General features: G+C 75.4%; 15 protein-coding genes and 1 pseudogene. 5 read left to right on the top strand and 11 right to left on the bottom strand.

Going from position 1 to position 16,496, the window contains the following annotated elements; all coding sequences use genetic code 11:
- Window positions 1-6 precede the first annotated feature (6 nt).
- Together ACQPYN_RS21395 and ACQPYN_RS21400 are read right to left on the bottom strand one after the other, a co-directional pair.
- Window positions 7-258: pseudogene (locus ACQPYN_RS21395) on the bottom strand (hypothetical protein); the annotation flags it as partial.
- A complete protein-coding gene (locus ACQPYN_RS21400) occupies window positions 168-1,913 on the bottom strand; it encodes a PP2C family protein-serine/threonine phosphatase (RefSeq protein ID WP_433027332.1) in 1,746 nt (581 codons plus the stop codon). The pseudogene ACQPYN_RS21395 and the gene ACQPYN_RS21400, both read right to left, overlap by 91 nt.
- Before the next feature lie 231 nt (window positions 1,914-2,144).
- Between ACQPYN_RS21400 and ACQPYN_RS21405 the strand changes: the two genes are divergently transcribed.
- A complete protein-coding gene (locus ACQPYN_RS21405) occupies window positions 2,145-2,579 on the top strand; it encodes a GlcG/HbpS family heme-binding protein (protein ID WP_274187837.1) in 435 nt (144 codons plus the stop codon).
- A gap of 47 nt (window positions 2,580-2,626) precedes the next feature.
- Here the strand turns inward: ACQPYN_RS21405 and ACQPYN_RS21410 are convergent, their stop codons facing one another.
- Window positions 2,627-3,640, bottom strand: a complete 1,014-nt coding sequence (locus ACQPYN_RS21410; protein WP_433027336.1) for an ornithine cyclodeaminase family protein — start codon at window positions 3,638-3,640, stop codon at window positions 2,627-2,629.
- Between the two features lie 209 nt (window positions 3,641-3,849).
- Between ACQPYN_RS21410 and ACQPYN_RS21415 the strand changes: the two genes are divergently transcribed.
- Window positions 3,850-4,488 (top strand): OmpA family protein, encoded by a 639-nt coding sequence (locus tag ACQPYN_RS21415; RefSeq protein WP_433027339.1) that lies wholly within the window; start codon window positions 3,850-3,852, stop codon window positions 4,486-4,488.
- 1 nt (window position 4,489) lies between these two features.
- On the opposite strand, the gene fdh is transcribed toward ACQPYN_RS21415, so the two are convergent.
- Window positions 4,490-7,783, bottom strand: a complete 3,294-nt coding sequence (gene fdh / locus ACQPYN_RS21420; RefSeq protein ID WP_433038979.1) for a formate dehydrogenase — start codon at window positions 7,781-7,783, stop codon at window positions 4,490-4,492.
- A 196-nt stretch (window positions 7,784-7,979) separates the two neighbouring features.
- On the opposite strand from fdh, the gene ACQPYN_RS21425 reads away from it, so the two are divergent.
- Window positions 7,980-8,321: a YrhK family protein gene (locus ACQPYN_RS21425; RefSeq protein ID WP_433027342.1), complete on the top strand. Its 342-nt coding sequence runs from the start codon at window positions 7,980-7,982 to the stop codon at window positions 8,319-8,321.
- A 6-nt stretch (window positions 8,322-8,327) separates the two neighbouring features.
- On the opposite strand, the gene ACQPYN_RS21430 is transcribed toward ACQPYN_RS21425, so the two are convergent.
- A complete protein-coding gene (locus ACQPYN_RS21430) occupies window positions 8,328-9,257 on the bottom strand; it encodes an SDR family NAD(P)-dependent oxidoreductase (RefSeq protein ID WP_433027345.1) in 930 nt (309 codons plus the stop codon).
- Window positions 9,258-9,479: 222 nt separating this feature from the next.
- Between ACQPYN_RS21430 and ACQPYN_RS21435 the strand changes: the two genes are divergently transcribed.
- Window positions 9,480-10,163, top strand: a complete 684-nt coding sequence (locus ACQPYN_RS21435) for a hypothetical protein (RefSeq protein WP_433027348.1) — start codon at window positions 9,480-9,482, stop codon at window positions 10,161-10,163.
- Window positions 10,164-10,260: 97 nt separating this feature from the next.
- On the opposite strand, the gene ACQPYN_RS21440 is transcribed toward ACQPYN_RS21435, so the two are convergent.
- From ACQPYN_RS21440 to ACQPYN_RS21450, 3 genes are read right to left on the bottom strand one after another with little or no spacing between them, the layout of a single operon-like run.
- On the bottom strand, window positions 10,261-11,277 hold the full coding sequence (locus tag ACQPYN_RS21440) for an NAD(P)-dependent alcohol dehydrogenase (RefSeq protein WP_433027351.1): 1,017 nt from the start codon (window positions 11,275-11,277) through the stop codon (window positions 10,261-10,263).
- Between the two features lie 27 nt (window positions 11,278-11,304).
- Complete coding sequence (locus tag ACQPYN_RS21445) at window positions 11,305-11,664, bottom strand: hypothetical protein (protein WP_433027354.1); 360 nt, start codon at window positions 11,662-11,664, stop codon at window positions 11,305-11,307.
- Window positions 11,665-11,692: 28 nt separating this feature from the next.
- A complete protein-coding gene (locus ACQPYN_RS21450; RefSeq protein WP_433027357.1) occupies window positions 11,693-12,280 on the bottom strand; it encodes a superoxide dismutase in 588 nt (195 codons plus the stop codon).
- Between the two features lie 127 nt (window positions 12,281-12,407).
- On the opposite strand from ACQPYN_RS21450, the gene ACQPYN_RS21455 reads away from it, so the two are divergent.
- The gene (locus tag ACQPYN_RS21455; protein WP_433027360.1) at window positions 12,408-13,811 is read left to right on the top strand and encodes an FAD-binding oxidoreductase; all 1,404 of its coding nucleotides are present in this window, start codon (window positions 12,408-12,410) and stop codon (window positions 13,809-13,811) included.
- A 98-nt stretch (window positions 13,812-13,909) separates the two neighbouring features.
- Here the strand turns inward: ACQPYN_RS21455 and ACQPYN_RS21460 are convergent, their stop codons facing one another.
- The 3 genes from ACQPYN_RS21460 to ACQPYN_RS21470 form a co-directional block, all read right to left on the bottom strand.
- Complete coding sequence (locus tag ACQPYN_RS21460) at window positions 13,910-14,509, bottom strand: thermonuclease family protein (RefSeq protein ID WP_433027363.1); 600 nt, start codon at window positions 14,507-14,509, stop codon at window positions 13,910-13,912.
- Between the two features lie 65 nt (window positions 14,510-14,574).
- Window positions 14,575-15,753 carry a cytochrome P450 gene (locus tag ACQPYN_RS21465; RefSeq protein WP_433027366.1) on the bottom strand — a complete coding sequence of 393 codons (1,179 nt, stop codon included), beginning with the start codon at window positions 15,751-15,753 and terminating at the stop codon, window positions 14,575-14,577.
- Entirely contained in the window at window positions 15,750-16,430 is a 681-nt protein-coding gene (locus ACQPYN_RS21470; RefSeq protein WP_433027369.1) for a TetR/AcrR family transcriptional regulator, read from the bottom strand. Before ACQPYN_RS21470 ends, ACQPYN_RS21465 begins: the two co-directional genes overlap by 4 nt.
- Between the last annotated feature and the right edge of the window lie 66 nt (window positions 16,431-16,496).

The raw sequence follows: 16,496 nt of genomic DNA on the forward strand, positions 1-16,496 counted from the left end.
CGCCCAGCGCTCGCCGACCTCGCGCTGCGCCGCGGCGACGACGTCGAGCAGCACGACCTCGGGGTCGACCCCGGCGTCGAGCGCGTCGACGGCCACCGCGATCGCGCCGGCCTCGTCGGAGACGGCGACGCGCTCGAGGTAGGCGACGCGCAGGGCGTCGGGGGTGGTCACGCGGGGGCCTGGACGGCCAGGAGGGCGACGTCGTCGTGGTCGTGCCCGTCGAGCCACTCCACGACCGTTTGCTCCAGGTGCTCGCACACCACCGCGGCGGGCGCACCGGCGCAGGCGGGCAGGGCCGCGGCCAGGCGTTCCTCGCCGAAGAAGTCGCCGGGGCCGCGCGCCTCGACCACCCCGTCGCTGTAGAGCAGGCAGGTGTCGCCGGGACCGAGCAGCACCTCGGCCTCGCCGAACCGGGCCTCGCGCAGGCCGCCCACCAGCATCCCGGCCACCGGCACCGTCTCGACGCTCCCGTCGGCGCGCAGCACCAGCGGCGGCGGGTGGCCGCCGGTGGCGAGCCGCAGCGCCACCGTGCCGTCGTCCTGCGGCCGGGCGTCGCCGAGCACCATCGTCGCGAAGCGCGGGCCCTCGTCGCGGGTGGCGACGGCGTCGAGCAGCGCGGTGTTGAGCAGCGGCAGCAGGCGGGCCGGGCGGTCCTCGAGCAGGCGCAGCGCGTGCCACGACTGGCGGACCCGGCCGGAGAGCACCGCGGCCTCGATCCCCTTGCCGCACACATCGCCGAGCAGGAACGCCGAGCGGCCCTCGGGCCCGCGCGGCCCCACGACCTCGTAGAAGTCGCCGCCGACGCGCATCGTCTCACGGGCCGGGCGGTAGGCGGCGCCCCAGACGACGCCGTCGGTCTCGGGCAGGCGCGGGGCGGCGAGGCTCTCCTGGAGGACCGCGCCGAGGTGGGCCTGCTCCTCGTGCAGCGCCGCGGCGGCGAGGGCGGCGCCGGCGCGCGCGACGCAGGAGGAGAGCAGGTCCTCCTCGGGATCGGTCGCGTCGCCGTCGGCCGCGCGGGGGCCGGCGAGCACCACGAGCGCGTCGACGACGCCGGTGACGGGCACCGGGCAGGCGCGCAGCGGCGCCCCGGAGCCGGGGGCGTCGAGGCCGGTCAGCGTGGCGAGCTCCTCGGCGAGCCAGGGGTCGACGTCGACGCCGCCGCCCTCGTCGGCCAGCGCCGCGGCGACGCGCGGGACCCGGGTCAGCGCGGACGCGGCGGCGTGCCCGAGGCGCGGTCGGCCACCGCCGAGCTCGGTGGCCGCCCAGGTGACCCGGTCGTCGTGGCGCATCACGAGCACGGCCCCGGTGGCCAGTCGCGGCACGGCGAGCGCGACGACGCGGCGGGCCGTCCGGTCGAGGTGCAGGACGCCGTGCAGGGCGCGCCCGGCCTCGGCGAGGAACGCGGCACGCTCCTGGGCGGCGAGCAGGGTGTCGGTGCGGGCGTGCTCGCCGGTGACGTCACGCAGGAACCAGGTGGAGTCGCCCTCGCCGGGCTCGGGCGGCGGGGGCGGCGTCGGCCCGAGCACCGGGCCGCGGCGGCCGCGCACGTGGCGCTCGCCCTCGGGGTGGTCGACGACGGCCTCGAAGCTGCCCGTCCCCGGGCCCTCGCCCCGGACGGCGCGGGCGAGGACCTCGCAGCGGGCGACGTCCACGACCTCGCCGACGCGCAGGTCGGGCAGCAGGGCGCGGGCGGCGGCGTTGGCGGCGCGCACGACGCCGGCGGGGTCGCAGACGACGACGCCCTCGTCGAGCCCGTCGATCAGCCCGGGGCCGACGGTGGCCGGCGGGGCGGGGGCCGGGGCCGGGGCCGGGGCCGGGGCCGGGGCCGGGGCCGGGGCCGGGGAGGAGGTGTCGGCCGCGGTGGTGGTGCGCACCTCGGGGACACGGGTGGGGACGCCGTGACGTCCGTCCATCGCCGTCGCCTCCCTCCGTGACGGTCGCGAAGACACTAATGGATGCCGATCACCACCGGCCCGGCCCACGCGCGGCGGCACGACGAACCGTCGGCGAGGAACCGACGAGCGGTGGGCGTACGGAGATCGCCGGGACCGTCACCCGATCGCGCACGGCGACCGGCCGGTGACGCGGCGACGTCGCGCGGCGTCTGGTGTGATGGCCGGGCGCACGGTGGGTACCGGCCCGCCATGAGCATCCACCTCGAGCAGGCCCAGAGCATCGTGTCCGCCGCGCTCGCCCACGCCCGGGCGCAGGGCTTCAAGCCGCTCACCGTCGTCGTGCTCGACCCCGGGGGTGCGCCGGTGGCGCTCGGACGCGAGGACGGGTCGGGGTTCCTGCGCCCCGACGTGGCGACGGCCAAGGCCTACGGGGTGCTCGGCCTGGGCATGGACAGCCGGGCCATCGCGGCGCGGGCGGCGGACTCGGCGGAGTTCTTCACCTCGGTCGCCTCGCTGACCGGCGGCAAGGTGTTCTCGGTGCCCGGCGGGGTCTTCATCCACGACGAGGCGGGCGAGCTGCTCGGCGCGGCCGGGGCCAGCGGTGACGCGTCCCTGGCCGACGAGGAGGCCGTGGTCGCCGGCATCCGCGCCGCGGGCCTGGTGCCCCGCACGGGCGCGGAGTAGCCCCACGTGCGTGATCTTCTGAGCCATCACTCAGAAGATCACGCACGTCAGGGCTCGAGGACCGTGCCCAGGTCGCGGGCCAGGGCGGCGTCGTACACGTCGGCGGCGAGGGCGACGTCGAGGACGCCCATGCCGAAGGGGTTGCTCAGGACGACGTCGGTGTCCTTCGCCCGCCCCGGGTGCCGGCCCGCGACGACGTCGGCGAGCGTCGCGTCGACGGCGCGCGCTCCCGGCGCCGACTCCCCCGGCCCGCACAGCGTTCCCTCGCGCAGCATCCGCCCGAACAGCCGGCGGTCGTCGGCGGCGATGAGGGGCCAGTCGTCGACGACGACCAGGTCGGCCCCGGTGGCGACCTCGGGCAGCACGTCGTCGAGGGACACGTGGGCGACCAGCGCGCCGGGCGCCAGCCAGTCGAGCGCGATGTAGCCGGTGGTGGTCGTGGTGGTGCAGACGACGAGCCCGGCGCCCTCGACGGCGGTGCGCGGGTCGTCGGCCACCTCCGCGCGCCGCAGCGCCGCCAGCGACCGTGCGCGGGCGGGATCCTGGTCGAACACGACCACCGCAGCGTCCGGGTGGTCGACGCGCAGCAGGTCGAGGTGCGACTCGGCGAGCGCGCCGCAGCCGAGCACCGCGATCCGGTCGAGGCCGGGCGCGGCGAGCCGGCGCGCCGAGAGCACCGTGTAGGCCGCCGTCCGGGTCGCGGAGATCCACGCCGCGGACAGCATCGCGATCGGGCGGGCGGTGTCGGGGTCGAACAGGAACGTCCAGCCCTGCGCCCGGGGCAGCCCCCGCGACGGGTTGTCGAGGCTCGAGTTGATCACCTTGAGGCCCACGGCCGGCCGGTCGCCCCACACCGCGCCGGGCAGCGCGAGGCTGCGGGCGAAGGCGCCCGACGCCGTGTGCCACGGGAGGTAGGCCTCGTCGGGCAGGGTCGTCGCGCCGCGCGCGTGCAGGAGCAGCGTCGCCTCCACGCTCGCGACGGGGTCGACATCGACCGCCGCCGCCAGCACGTCGTCGCGGCGCAGCACGCGCAGGGCCGGTTCGGAGCTCGGGGTCGACACGACCGGCGATCCTCCTCGCCCCCACGTCTCCCGTCACGCACCCCGCCCCCGTGAGCGAAGTTCCCGGCTATCGCCGGGAACTTCGCTCACGTGCGCCGTTCGGCCCAGCCTCGGGAGCGCCGTCCGGCCTCTTTCCGTCCGGACCCGGGCGAGTCGGGCACCGGACCGGGCACAGTGCGTCACGACTGCGGAGGAGGTGGCGAGGTCCGGTGACGGGCGGAGGCGGCGGGCTGCATCGCGGGCGCGTCACGGGCGGGCCCGGCACGGGCGCGCACTGGTGGGGCGGCCGGGGCCCGGCGGGTGGCGGCACCCACGCGGCGCGGGTCGGCGGACGGCGGGGCGTGCTCCTGATCGCCCTGCTCGCGGTGCTGCTCCTGGGCGGGGTGGCCGCCGCGGTCGCGCTCACGCGGACATCCGGCACGCCCTCCCCGGCCGCGGCCTCGCCCGCCGCACCGCCCCCCGGGACGCCCACCACCTCCCGCGCCGCGGGTGCCCCCGACGTCGCGGTGCTCCAGCAGACGATCGACGAGGTCCTCGTCCTGACGCCCCTGCGCTTCCCCGCCGACAGCGCCACGCCGAACGCCGAGGCGACCGGCGCGGTCGACCGGCTCGCCGCCGTGCTGAAGGCGAGCCCCGGGCCCTCGGTCACCGTCGAGGGCCACACCGCCCCCACCGGCGAGGACACCGGGGACGCGCAGGTGCTCTCGCAGCAGCGGGCCGAGGACGTCGTGCGCCGGCTGGAGGCGGCCGGGGTCCCCGCCGGGAGTCTCACCGCCGTCGGCGTCGGCCCGCGGGACCCCCTGGGCTCGCTGGAGGCCAGCCGGCGGGTGGAGCTGCGCGTGGGGTAGGTCAGCCGGTCCCGTCGATGAGCCCGGCCCTCCTCCGGTACCCGTCGACGAAGGACAGCAGGTCCTCCCCCCGCGGGCGGCGCCCGGCCACCACGTCGCAGGTGCCGGTCTTGGTGTCCATGATGTGGACGTTCGGGTCGAGCGAGATCCCGATGATCTCGTTGGCCGCGTCGCCGGTGACCAGGCCGTTCGGGCCCCAGTGCCACGGGAGCCCCACCTGGTGGATGGTCTCGCCGGCGATGCGCAGGGGCTTCATCCGCTCGGTGACCACCACCCGCGCCTCGATCGCCGACCGCGCGGTCACGATCGTCGCCCACCCCGTGTGCTCCAGGCCGCGCTCGGCGGCCAGCGCCGGGGAGACCTCGACGAACATCTCCGGCGCCAGCTCGGCGAGGTAGGGCGTCCACCGGCTCATCCCGCCCGCCGTGTGGTGCTCGGCGATGCGGAACGTCGTGAACGCGAACGGGAAGACCTCGGAGCCCGGCTGGTGGTCCGACGGGTTGTAGAGGTTGTCGGGCCGCTCGAAGCGCTGGCGGGCCGGGTTCGACCGCGTCTTCGGGTGCAGCGCGTTGCGGGTCGGGGCCTCCTCCGGCTCGTAGTGCACCGGCATCGGTCCGTCGGCCAGGCCCGTCGGGACGTAGAGCCACACGCGGCCGTCGGCCTGCATGATGAACGGCTCGTCGCCGCCGATCGCGTCCTCCGCCTCGGCGACGACCTCCTCTCTCCCCGTCTCTTCGTTCGCCCGGGTCGGCGGGCGGTACGACGGCGGCTTGTCCACCTCGAAGTCGGGCACGTCGTGGCCGGTCCAGCGCTGGGACTCCTCGTCCCACCAGACGTAGGCCTTGCGCTCGCTCCACGGCCGGCCCTCGGGGTCGGCCGAGGCGCGGTTGTAGAGCACGCGCCGGTTCATCGGCCACGCCCAGCCCCACTCCAGCGCGGCCGGACTCTCCCCGCCCGCGGGCACCCGCCGCGCCGCCTGGTTGACGCCGTCGGCGTAGACCCCGGAGTAGATCCAGCATCCGCACGCCGTGGAGCCGTCGTCCTCGAGCGCGGTGTAGCCCGGGACCGGGTCGCCGTGCTCGTCGACGCCGCTGATCTCGCGGAGGACCGCGTGCGCGTCGGGGTCGCCGTGCGGCCCCTCGGTGGGGTAGTCCCAGGTCAGGTTGAGGATCGCGCGGTCCCTGTCGAGCTGCGACCCGGCCAGCCGCGCGCGGATCCGCCGGCCCAGCTCCCACACGAACCACAGGTCGCTGCGGCAGTCGCCCGGTGGCTCGACGGCCTTGTGCCGCCATTGCAGGAGCCGCTGGGTGTTGGTGAAGGAGCCGGCCTTCTCGATGTGCGTCGCGGCCGGGAGCAGGAACACCTCGGTGTCGATGTCCTCGGTGCGCAGCTCCCCGGTCTCGATCTCCGGCCCGTTCTTCCAGAACGTGGCCGTCTCGATCTCCTGCAGGTCGCGCACCACGAGCCACTTCAGGGCGGCGAGGCCGTGGCGCTGCTGCTTGGAGTTCGTCGTGCCGACGGCCGGGTTCTCACCGAGCACGAAGTAGCCCTCGCACTGCCCGTCGATCATGTTGAGGACGGTGGTGAACGTGGAGTGGTCGCCGGAGATGCGCGGCAACCAGTCGAAGCCGTAGTCGTTCTCCCGCGTCGCGGCGTCGCCGAACCACGCCTTGAGCAGGCTGATGACGTAGGCGGGCATGTTGCCCCAGAAGCCCTTGGTGGCCGAGTCCGCCGCCAGGTACTCGGCGAGGTGCATCTCCTTGTGCGCGTTCGGCATGGGGATGTAGCCGGGCAGCAGGTCGTAGAGCGTCGGGATGTCGGTGGAGCCCTGGATCGTGGCGTGGCCGCGCAGGGCCATGATCCCGCCGCCGGGCCGGCCGACGTTGCCGAGCAGGCCCTGCAGGATCGACGCGGCCCGGATGTACTGGACGCCGACGGTGTGCTGGGTCCAGCCCACCGAGTACACCCACATCGTGGTGCGCTCGCGTCCGGAGTTGGCGCAGATCGCCTCGGCGACCTGCATGAACTGGGCGGGGCTCATCCCGCAGACCCGGGAGACCATCTCCGGGGTGTAGCGGGCGAAGTGCCGGCGCAGCACCTGGTAGACGCAGCGGGGGTGCTGCAGCGTGTCGTCGCGGTGGGGCTCGCCGCGGAACGTCGCCCCGCCCGAGCCCGCGCTCTCCGACTGACCGAGCAGGTGCGAGACCTTCTGGGCCTCCTGCGAGTCGGCGACCCGCGACCAGTCGTCGCGGTTGCCCGATGCCGCCGCGACCTCGGCGCCCTCGTACTGCCAGGTCGAGGTGTCGTACGACCTGGTCTCCGGGTCCCACCCCGAGAACAGGCCGTCCTCGTCACCGGCGTCGACGAACTCCTCGCGCACCAGCATCGGGGCGTTGGTGTACGCGACGACGTACTCGCGGAAGTCGCGCTCGTTCTCCAGCACGTAGCGGATCAGCCCGCCGAGGAAGGCGATGTCGGTGCCCGGCCGGATCGGGACGTGCGTGTCCGCGACCGCGCTGGTCCGCGTGAACCGCGGGTCGACATGGAGGATCTGCGCTCCGCGGGCCTTGGCCTCCATCACCCACTGGAAGCCGACCGGGTGCGCCTCGGCCATGTTCGAGCCCTCGAGCACGACGCAGTCGGCCTGCGCGATGTCCTGCTGCGTGTTGGTGGCGCCGCCGCGACCGAAGCTGGTCCCCAGACCGGGGACGGTGGAGCTGTGTCAAATGCGCGCCTGGTTCTCCACCTGGACGGCGCCGAGCGCGGTGTAGAGCTTCTTGAGGAGGTAGTTCTCCTCGTTGTCCAGCGTCGCGCCCCCGAGGTGCGCGAGCCCCAGGGTGCGGTGGAGGACGCGGCCCTCGTCGTCGGTGTCCTGCCACGTGCGGGAACGGGTGTCGACGACGCGGTCGGCGATCATGTCCATGGCCGTGTCGAGGTCGAGGTCCTCCCAGTCGGTCCCTCCCGGTCGCCGGTAGCGCACCTTCGTGATGCGCGACGGCGAGGTCACCAGCGACAGGCTCGACGAGCCCCGGGGGCAGAGCCGGCCGCGGCTGATCGGCGAATCGGGGTCGCCCTCGATGTGGGTGACCCGGCCGTCCTTGGCGTAGATCTTCTGCCCGCAGCCGACGGCGCAGAAGGGGCAGACCGAGCGCGTGACGGAGTCGGCCTCGGTCGTGCGCGCGCGCCACCCGGGCCCGGAGGACTCGACGGCGGCGCCACGGCCCAGCGGGTCCGGGCCGGTCAGCTGGCGCACCAGCGGCCAGGAGCGTACGAGGTCAGCGGCACGACGGGGCAGGCTCACGGCGCCTCCGGAGGACGGTCCGGGTGGTGGGGCGCCGGCTGTCGCGTGAACCGGTGCGACCACCGTGTCACCACCGGAGTGAGCCCGCAAACGGACCGACGAGGTTTGGCGAGCCCACGGATCACCCACCTCTGAGGCCGACACGTGGGGGACGACGCACCCCGCCGGACACACCCGGAGGCAGGCCGCGATGAGCCAGGACACGAGCAACCAGGCCGAGGGCGCCGAGGACCAGCAGGACCCCGACGCCGGCCACGAGGGCCAGCCCATCACCCTGACGCTCGGGAACCAGGAGCTCGTCCTGCGGCAGCGCTACGAGCTGCTCAGCATCATCAACGACATCGGCATCTTCGTCTTCTTCACCGTCGGCAGCATCGCCTTCTACTGGCACGAGCTCTTCAACGTCGGCGTCACGCTGTTCGTCATCGGCAGCGTCCAGCTCGGCATCCGGCCGCTGATCCGGCTCACCCGCCGCATCCGGCTCCGGAGCCTCACCCGGGGCACGCCGAACGAGGTGGCACGGGACTTCTGACCCGCGTCAGCGGCGCGGCGTCTCGTCGTCGTGCTCGTGGTGACGGACGGCCGCGCGGCGGTCGAGGCTCGTGAGCATGCGCTGCCACCGCGGCTGCTCGGGCAGCGTGTGTCCGGGCCGCGGCGGGTCCTCCCCCGGTGCCGGCAGCAGGCGGTCGAACAGCGCGAGGGCCCGCTGCGTCAGCCCCGGTGCCAGCCCGTGCACGCGGAGGCCGATCTTCGCCGCGGGCGTGAGCACGACCTCGGGACGGCCGGCGAGCCCGGCGGCGACGATCCGCCGGGCCGCCGCGCCGGCGTCCATCGACAGCACCGGCAGCGACGCCGGCGCGGTGAACCACCGCAGCTCCGCCTCCCGGTCGCCGCCGACGAGGGCGTTGCGCGTCGAGCCGGTGCGCATCAGCCCCGGCACCGCGGTGGTCACGGTGATCCCGTCGCGCCCGGCCTCGGTGCGCAGCGACTCGGCGAACCCGACCGTCGCGAACTTCGCCGCCGTGTACGGCAGCAGCCGCGGCGTGGGGACCTTGCCGCCGATCGAGGTGATCACCACGATCCGCCCGCCGCCGCCGCGGCGCAGGACCGGCAGCGCCGCCATCACCGGGTACACGGCGCTCCAGAAGATCGCGTCGTGGGCGTCGACGACGTCCTGCACGTCGAGCGCGGCCACGGGCGCGACCTGGATGATGCCGGCGTTGGCCACCACGACGTCGAGGCGCCCGAACCGCTGCGCGGCGGTCTCGACGACGGCCTCCGCGCCGGGTCGCGACGACAGGTCTGCCGGCAGGGCGAGCACCGTCGCCCCCGTGGCCTCGAGGTCGGGCCGTGCCGCCTCCAGGCCGTCGGCGGAGCGGGCGACGACGGCGAGGTCGTGGCCACGCCGACCCAGCTCCTGCGCCAGGAGGAAGCCGAGCCCCCGGCTCGCTCCGAGGACGAGCGCCACCGGGCGCCCCTGGTCTGCGGAAGGCTGCACGCGGGCGGCTACCCGCGTCCCCGACGTGGCTACCGACACCGTGACGGCGGTTTGCCCCGCGGCGCACCGGATAGCCCGACCCCAACGGGTTGAGCAGCTCAGCCCCGTCCGGCGGTCCGTCCGCCACCCCCCGTCACGACATCCGCGGTGACCCCGCGGAGCTCTGACGTGTCCGGACACCAGGGAGTCCTCATGAGCACACGCAACACCGTCCTGCACGCCATGCACGACGTCGGCCTCGCGGCCTGGTTCGGCGGCTCGCTGTTCGGCCTCGCCGGCCTCAACGCCGCCGCCGAGGAGTCGGGGGACCGCCGCACCGCCGACCGCGTCTCCAGCATCGGCTGGGCCAAGTGGAGCCCGGTGAACGCCCTCGCCATCGGCGCGCACGTCGTCGGCGGCGCCGGCCTGCTCGCCGAGAACCGCAAGCGGGCCGTGGCGCAGAAGGGCCACGCGGGCACCGTCAACGCCAAGCTGGCGCTGACCGCGGCCGCCCTCGCCGCCTCGGCCTACACGCGTCTCGTCGGCAAGAAGGTCGAGGACGCCGTGGTCCACCAGTCCCCCGGCGTCCCCTCGTCCACCACCTCACCGGTGCCGTCGGGCACCGCCGAGCAGGGCGGGGCGAGCGGCGCGACCGAGGCCGTCCGCGAGGCCGACAAGCGCATCGGGCAGTCCGTCAGCGCCGCGGCCGAGTCGCTGCCCGTCGACGTCGCCCGCGCCAACCGGCAGCTGCACGCCCTGCAGTACGCGATCCCCGCGCTCACCGGCGCGATCGTCGTGCTCTCCGCCCAGGCCAGCGAGCAGCAGCGTCCCGGCGACCAGCTCCGCGGCATCGCCCGCCGCGCGTCCGAGGTCGTCAGCAACGCCGTCGCCGCCTGACCCTCCGCGACACCCCACCTCCGGCCGGGACCGCCACGCGCGGCCCGGCCGGAGGTGTGTCTCAGTCCGGACGGACGACTCAGTCCGGACGGACGACTCAGCCCGGACGCACGACCGCCTTGATGGCGTCGGGGTCGCGGCGGGCGGCGAGCAGCGCGTCGACGGCGCCGTCGAGGTCGTGGTGCGAGGTCACCATGTCGTCGAGACGCACGGCGCCGGACGCGGCGAGCGCGATCGCGGCCGGGTAGACGTGGGCGTAGCGGAACACGCCCTTGAGCACGAGCTCGCGGGACTGGACGACGTCGAGGGGCAGCGTGACCTGCGCGCCCGTGCCGACCAGGACGACGGTCGCGGCCGGGGCCGTCGCGGCGACCGCGAGGTCCACGGCCGGCTGCACCCCGCTGCACTCGAGCACGACGTCGACCGGCGGCACGTCCTGCGCGGTCTGCACGGACGGGTCGAGCACGGCGTCGGCCCCGAAGTCGCGGGCGACCGCACGCCGGCGCTCCACCGGGTCGGACACCGTCACGTGCCCGGCGCCGCGGGCCCGCGCCACCTGCAGGCACAGCAGACCCACCGGGCCGCCGCCGGTGACGAGCACCCGCGTCCCGGGCCCGATGTCGGCCTTGCCCGCCGCGTGCACGGCGACGGCCAGCGGCTCGATCATCGCGGCGGCGTCGTCGGAGAGCGCGTCGGGCACGGGGTGGGCCCGGTTCGCGGGCACGACCACGTACTGCGCGAACGACCCGTCCACCGGGGGCGTCGCGAAGAACGCGATGTGCGGGCAGAGGTGGTAGCGCCCGCGCACGCACTGCTCGCAGCGGCCGCAGTTGCGCTGCGGCTCGACGGCCACCCGCGTCCCGACGACCGGTTCCTCGACGCCGTCGCCGACGGCGCTGACGACACCCGACGTCTCGTGGCCCAGCACCAGCGGGGCGTGCATGACGAACCCGCCGATGCGCCCGTGGTCGTAGTAGTGCACGTCGGAGCCGCACACGCTCACGGCGCGGACGGCGACCTGCACCTCGCCCGGGCCCGGCGTCGGCACCGGGCGGGTCTCGACGGTCATGTGCTCGGCTTCCTGGAGCACGGCCACGCGCTGCTCGTCGCTCATGTGACCCTCTTACACGGCCGTCGGGGCTCAGTCGACGGCGGCGCGGACCTTCCGGGCCGGTGTGAAGATCCGGAGGTCGAGCAGGCCCGGCGGCTCGGCCACCCCGGGACCGCCGGCCTCGACCCACGCGACGACCTCCGCCTCGGTCTCGTCGTCGAGCACGCCGAAGAGCCACACCGGGCGGGCGCCGGCGGCGCGGCCGGCCTTCGAGGGCGACACCACGACGACGTTGGAGTAGGCGCAGGCGTCGAGGCAGTCGCTGACCCGGAGCCGCCCGGGGGCGCCGCGGAAGCGCTCGAGCTGGGCGCGGTGATCGACGCCGGGGTGCTTGCGCGAGGTGCCGCAACAGCAGTCGCGGCAGACGGTCAGGGTCGGTCCGGCGTTCATCGAGCGGGAACGCTAGCCGCTGGGGCGGTCAGCGCCAGGTCGATGTGAGGCACGCCAGTCGCCCGCCCGCGGTGCCGGCCTGGCCCGGGGCGGTCGCCGTCATCTCCTTCTCGTGCACCACGACCGAGGCCGGCGCCCGGTCGGGGAACGCGAACGGCACGGTGGTCGTCGCCGTCCCGGCGCCGTCGCCGTCGGTGCGCAGGTCCAGCCAGACCTCGTTCTGCGGGTTGGCGTAGGCGGGGTCGGACGACGGGGCCTGCGGGGTCGCGGCCGGGTCGACGCGGTTCTGGAAGTGCGGGCCGGCGTCGCTGCCGGAGGTCCCGCACGGGCGGACGTGCGCGTGCACCGCGTAGCCGCGGTCCGGGAGCATCCCCGTGACGCGGAAGGTCGCCGTCGTCGACCCGTCACCGGGCACGACCTCGAGGGCGACCTGCGCCCCCTCGGGTGCGGTGGCCGGCGCGTAGGTCATCGCGGGCCCGCCCTGTGCGGGCGTGGCGAGGACGCCCTCGGTCACGAGCGGGCCGGCGGCGTCCGCGGAGCCGGAGCAGGCGGCGACGAGGGCGGCTCCGCCGACGAGCACGGCGAGGCGGGCGAGACGGGCGATCGTTCGCGACACGGGACGATCCTGGCACGCTGCGTGTCTGCGCTCTCACTCGGAGTATCCGGGCGCGTCGCGTCGACCCCTCCGGCGGACGCCCGACGGCGGTTACCGTGGACCGACCGACCCGACGAAGGGGCGCGCCATGAGCACCACCGCCGTACCTCCGGCCGCGACACCGGCTCCCGTCGTGGGGGCGCTCCTGGCGGCGCTCCCCGCCGGCCGCGTGCTCGACGACCCCGACGTCCTGGCGAGCTACGCCCACGACGACGCGGAGTGGGCGCCGCACGCGGTGCCCGCGGCGGTGGCGCGTCCGCGCACGTCCGAGGAGGCCCGGGCCGTCGTGCACGCCTGCCTGGAGCACCGCGCGCCGCTGGTGCCGCGGGGCGCCGGCACCGGTCTGTCGGGCGGGGCCAACGCGAGCGAGGGCGCCGTCGTGCTCTCCACCGAGCACATGACCGACATCGTGGAGATCGACGGCTCCGAGCGTCTCGCGGTCGTGCAGCCCGGGGTGGTCAACGACGACCTCCGCGCCGCCTGCGCCGAGCGCGGGCTCTGGTACCCGCCGGACCCCGCGAGCTCGCCCTGGTCGACCATCGGCGGCAACGTCGCCACGAACGCCGGCGGGGTGTGCTGCGTCAAGTACGGCGTCACCCGCGACTACGTGCTCGGGATGCAGATCGTCAACGGGCTCGGCGAGCTGGTGCGCCTGGGCCGGCGCACCGCCAAGGGTGTCGCGGGGCTCGACCTCGCCGGGCTGATGGTCGGGTCCGAGGGCACGCTCGGGGTGATCACCGAGGTCACCGTGAAGCTGCGTCCCGCCCGCGCGCCCGAGCACACGGTCGCGGGCTACTTCGACTCCGTCGTCGACGCCGGGCGGGCCGTCGCCGCGATCACCGCGGCCGGGCTCACGCCGTCGGCGCTCGAGCTGGTCGACCGCACGTGCCTCGAGGCCGTCGACGCCTGGAAGAACATGGGCCTGGCCGCCGAGGCCGACGTCGTGCTGCTCGGGCGTTCCGACGCCCCCGGCGCGGCGGGCGACGCCGAGGCGGCGGAGATGCTGGCGCACTTCGAGGCGGCGGGCGCGACGTTCGCCGCGCAGGCCGCCGACGCCGAGGAGGCCGACGCGCTCTTCGCCGCCCGCCGGCTGGCGTACCCGGCGCTCGAGCGCCTCGGCCCGGTGCTCACCGAGGACGTGTGCGTGCCCCGGGCGGCGGTGCCCGAGATGCTGGGCCGCATCCAGGACATCGGGCGGCGCTACGAGACGACGATCGCGAACCTCGCCCACGCCGGCGACGGGAACCTGCATCCGCTGCTGATCACCCCGGTCGGCGACGAGCCGGCCCGGCGGCGCGCCCAGGCGGCGTTCGAGGAGATCCTCGCCGACGCGCTGTCGCTCGGGGGCACGGTGACGGGCGAGCACGGCGTCGGGCTGCTCAAGCGCGAGGGGCTCCAGCGCGAGCAGAGCCCCGAGGTGCTGGCGATGCAGCGCGCGGTCAAGGACGCCCTCGACCCGCACGGGATCCTCAATCCGGGCAAGGTCCTCTGAGCGCTCCCGAGCGGCGGCCCGCGACGATGCGGCCCTATCGGCGTGCTCCCCTTGAGCTGGCACTGGGTGCAAGCGAAGCCGCAGGGCTTGCACGAGGGTCAGGAGCCGCCGGTGCTCGTCTCGGCCGGCGAGGGCGTCTCGGCCCCGCGGCAGGGCTCGCCCCACACGCCGCGCTCGGCCAGCCGCGCGCGGTCCTGGGCCGCGCGGACCGGGGCCATGGCCTCCGGCCGGGCGTCGGCGGCGTAGGCGCGGGCGATGCCCGCCTCGGAGGCGAGCACCGCGTAGTCGGCGCCGCCGACCAGGGACACGGCCGCGAGCCTGCGGTCGAAGCGGTCGGTCGCGGGTCCCGCCCCGGCGCCCAGGATCACCGCGCGGCCGTCGAGCACCTGCGCCGCGAACGCCCGGGCCTGCGCGCCGTAGCAGGCGCCGGGCGGCTGCACGCCCAGGGCGCGCACCCGCACGACCGGCCCACCGTCGGGCAGGCGCGCGTCGAACGTGACCGCGTCGACCACCGTCTGCACGACCACCCGCTCCCCCACCGGCGCGGCCGCCGGGCCGCTCAGCACGGCGGCCGGATCGGGTGCCGGCACAGCGGCCACCACGGGCCCGCGCAGGGTCACCAGGGTGAACACGGCGGCCGAGGCGCACACGGCGACGGCGACCCCGAGGACGAAGCGCGCGAGCGCGGCACGGGACACGCCGTCATAGTGACTGATCGTGATCCGTAATCGACGTTCGGTCACTGGGGATGGCGGTCACCCGATCAGGTCGCGACCACCGGCAGCCGCCGCGTCCCGAGCACACGACCCGTGCACGGACGTTGCTCCCCCTCGCCCACGGACAGCCCAGCCCACCGGGACGTCATCTCCTCGAGCGCGACGCGCGCCTCGAGTCGGGCGAGCGGGGCGCCGAGGCAGAAGTGGATGCCGTGCCCGAACGCGAGCTGCGAGCCGCCGCCGATGCCGGCCCGCGTCGGGTCGAAACGCTCGGGGTCGGGATGGGCGTCGGGGTCGTGGTTCGCCGAGAGCAGCCAGGGCATGACGATCGACCGCGCCGGCACCGTCGTCCCCGCGATCTCGACGTCGCGGGTGGTCGCGCGGCCGGTCATCGGGAACGGCGGGCGCAGCCGGAGCACCTCCTCGATGGCGGCCGGGATCGTCGAGGGGTCGGCGCGCAGGCCCGCCCAGGTGCCCGGGTTCTCGTCGATCACCCGGACCGCGTTGCCGAGCAGCAGCGTGGTGGTGATGTGCCCGGCGAGCAGCAGGAGCATCGAGAAGTTGGCGGCCTCCTCGTCGTCGAGGCGACGCCCGTCGACCTCGGCGGTGACCAGCGCGGAGATGAGGTCGTCGGTGGGGTCCGCGCGCCGTGCCCGGCACCAGTCGCCGAGGTAGGAGGTGATCTCGCCCATCGCGTCGCGGACCTTCGGGTCCACGACGGCCTCCTTCGGGTCGTCGACCTGCATCGAGAACAGGCCCTCGGCCCAGCTCCGGAAGCGGGGACGGTCCGAGGCGGGCAGCCCGAGCATCTCGGCGATCACCGTGACCGGCAGGGGGAACGCGAGCGTGTCGACGAGGTCGAACGACGCGCCCGCCCCGTCGAGCATCGACCGCGTCAGCTCCCGGATCCGCGGCTCCAGGGCCGCCACGCGCCGGGGCGTGAACGCGGCGCTGACCAGGTGCCGTAGGGCCTTGTGCTCCGGCGGGTCGAGCCGCGTCAGCATCCCCTTGCTCATCGCCTCGGAGCCCGGCATGACCGCCGAGAAGTCGGAGCTGAAGGTGGCGACGTCGTGCAGCACGACCTCGACGTCCGCGTGCCGGAAGACGTGGTGCAGGCCGTAGCGGTCGCGCCAGACGGGGGCGTCGGCGCGGCGGTCGGCGAGCCAGTCGAGCAGGACGGGCAGATCCGCGACGTCGGGTGGCAGGTCGAGAACGGTGTGCGTCATGGCTCCTCCGGGAGGGCCGCGGTGAGGTGGTGGATGGTGCGCTCGTAGAGCGCGGCGAGCTCGGGCGCGGCCGCGGCGAGCGCGGCCGGGTCGGGCTCGCCCGGCGGGGCGAAGCCCGCGCGGACGAGGGTGGCGAGGGCGTCGGCCCGGGCCACGAGACCCATCCCGTCGGTGGGCACGAGGTCGTCGAGGAAGAAGCCGAGCACCGCCGCGCGCAGCCGGTAGGTCAGGTCCGGCGTCGTCGCGGGGTCGTCGGCGAGCAGGCCGTGGCGGTGGAGCATCGCGAAGTGCTCGGCGGCGAACTCCGTCTTGTCGGTGACGACCTCCAGGCCCGCCTTGGTGTCCGTCACGACCGCGCCCAGGATCTCGACGTCGCCGGTGTGCAGCGCCCGGCTCAGGGGCCGGCGGTGCACGGCGAGGAACGTCGAGCGCAGGGTCGCGTCGAGGGCGGCCTCACGCGGGTCGGCGTGCAGCGCGGCCAGCAGGTCGCGCGTCGTCCCGATCGAGTCGCGGACGAGGACCCCCGCGAACAGGTCGAGCTTGCTCGCGAAGTGCAGGTACACAGTGCCCTTGCCGACGCCGGCGCGGCGCGCGACGTCCTCGATCGTCACCCGATGGTAGCCGTGGGCGAGCAGCAGCTCCCCCGCCGCGTCCAGCATCCGTGCCACCCGGCTCACGCGGGCCCTCCTCGTGACTCGTGACCGAAATTCGTTTCCGGTCACGAGTCACGTTAGACCCGCGCA

Origin of the sequence: Actinomycetospora sp. CA-053990 (assembly GCF_050948445.1) — a bacterium.
Taxonomy (GTDB): domain Bacteria; phylum Actinomycetota; class Actinomycetes; order Mycobacteriales; family Pseudonocardiaceae; genus Actinomycetospora; species Actinomycetospora callitridis.

What these genes read in the sequence shown, in the direction of transcription:
- ACQPYN_RS21400 (WP_433027332.1), bottom strand. Translation starts at nt 1,913, where the DNA reads ATGGACGGACGTCACGGCGTCCCCACCCGTGTCCCCGAGGTGCGCACC.
- ACQPYN_RS21405 (WP_274187837.1), top strand. Translation starts at nt 2,145, where the DNA reads ATGAGCATCCACCTCGAGCAGGCCCAGAGCATCGTGTCCGCCGCGCTC.
- ACQPYN_RS21425 (WP_433027342.1), top strand. Translation starts at nt 7,980, where the DNA reads ATGAGCCAGGACACGAGCAACCAGGCCGAGGGCGCCGAGGACCAGCAG.
- ACQPYN_RS21435 (WP_433027348.1), top strand. Translation starts at nt 9,480, where the DNA reads ATGAGCACACGCAACACCGTCCTGCACGCCATGCACGACGTCGGCCTC.
- ACQPYN_RS21440 (WP_433027351.1), bottom strand. Translation starts at nt 11,277, where the DNA reads ATGAGCGACGAGCAGCGCGTGGCCGTGCTCCAGGAAGCCGAGCACATG.
- ACQPYN_RS21445 (WP_433027354.1), bottom strand. Translation starts at nt 11,664, where the DNA reads ATGAACGCCGGACCGACCCTGACCGTCTGCCGCGACTGCTGTTGCGGC.
- ACQPYN_RS21455 (WP_433027360.1), top strand. Translation starts at nt 12,408, where the DNA reads ATGAGCACCACCGCCGTACCTCCGGCCGCGACACCGGCTCCCGTCGTG.
- ACQPYN_RS21465 (WP_433027366.1), bottom strand. Translation starts at nt 15,753, where the DNA reads ATGACGCACACCGTTCTCGACCTGCCACCCGACGTCGCGGATCTGCCC.